Source organism: Agrobacterium sp. LY4 (genome assembly GCF_001526585.1).
In the GTDB taxonomy this organism is placed as follows: Bacteria; Pseudomonadota; Alphaproteobacteria; order Rhizobiales; family Rhizobiaceae; genus Agrobacterium; species Agrobacterium leguminum.
The window spans coordinates 1-1,270 of the sequence record NZ_ASYA01000038.1 but is presented as its reverse complement, the minus strand read 5'-3'; the positions used below and the strand labels follow the sequence as shown (position 1 = coordinate 1,270).

At 57.4% G+C, this 1,270-nt stretch carries 1 protein-coding gene; it reads left to right on the top strand.

What is annotated here, in order from left to right; translation table 11 throughout:
* Window positions 1-62 precede the first annotated feature (62 nt).
* Window positions 63-1,252 (top strand): IS3 family transposase gene (locus tag L904_RS21995; protein WP_111817720.1). Its coding sequence is split into 2 segments (ribosomal slippage): window positions 63-324 and window positions 324-1,252, totalling 1,191 coding nucleotides; the frame shifts between segments, so codons are not numbered across the junction.
* The last annotated feature ends 18 nt before the right edge of the window (window positions 1,253-1,270 follow it).

Sequence of the window (1,270 nt, the reverse complement as noted above, 5' to 3'; positions counted from 1 at the left end):
TGACCTGCCACTGAGAATTTCCTCCAGATTGGATTAGAGTCCGGCCCATCGAGGACGGACTTATGAAGAAGCAGAGATTTACGGAAGAGCAGATTATTGGGGTGCTGAAGGAGCAAGAGGCTGGCGTTAAGGCGGCTGATCTTTGCCGCAAGCACGGGATTTCCGAGGCGACCTTTTATAATTGGAAGGCCAAATATGGCGGCATGGAAGTGTCAGAGGCCAAACGTTTGAAGGCGCTTGAGGACGAGAATGCCAAGTTGAAGAAGCTGCTCGCCGAGCAGATGCTGGATACAGCCGCACTCCGCGAGCTTCTCTCAAAAAAGTGGTAGGGCCTGCCGCCAAGCGTGAAGCTGTCACGCATCTGAAGGCCGTCATGGGTCTTTCGGAACGGCGGGCCTGCCAGATCATATCTGCGGACCGAAAGACGATCCGTTATCGATCCTCTCGACCGCCGGAGGTCGAGTTGCGAGCGAAGCTGCGCGATCTGGCCAATGAGCGCCGCCGGTTCGGCTATCGTCGATTGTTCATCTTGCTTCGACGAGACGGAGAGCCGTCCGGTGTCAATCGCATCTACCGGCTCTATCGCGAGGAAGGTCTTTCCGTGCGCAAGCGGAAAGCCAGGCGGCGTGCCGTCGGCACGCGTGCCCCGATCCTCGTCGAAGCAAAGGCGAATGCTCGCTGGTCACTGGATTTCGTCCACGATCAATTCGCCTGCGGCAGGCGCTTCCGCATCCTCAATGTAGTCGACGATGTCACACGCGAATGCCTGGCGACGATCCCGGACACATCGATATCAGGTCGCCGTGTCGCGCGGGAGTTGACGACGCTCATCGAGCGACGAGGCAAGCCTGGCATGATTGTCTCAGACAACGGGACCGAACTGACCTCGAATGCCATCCTTGCCTGGTCGAAGGATCACAAGGTCGAGTGGCATTACATCGCGCCGGGTAGGCCAATGCAAAACGGTTATGTTGAGAGTTTCAACGGCCGGATGCGCGACGAGTTGCTCAACGAGAGCCTGTTCTTTGGTCTCGACCATGCCCGCAGCGCCATTGCGGAATGGGCTAACGATTACAACAATTTCCGGCCGCACTCATCACTCGGATACCAAACCCCGGCGGACTATGCCGGGATCATCGCCGCAACCGGCTCCAACGCTACGCAATATGAAAGCTTCGCGTTTCCGCCGGTTGCTCCCACCACGCCATTTGGCTTATCAAAAACAGCCGAGGCTCTAATCGCAGCCGGATGAAACTTCAGTGGCAGGTCA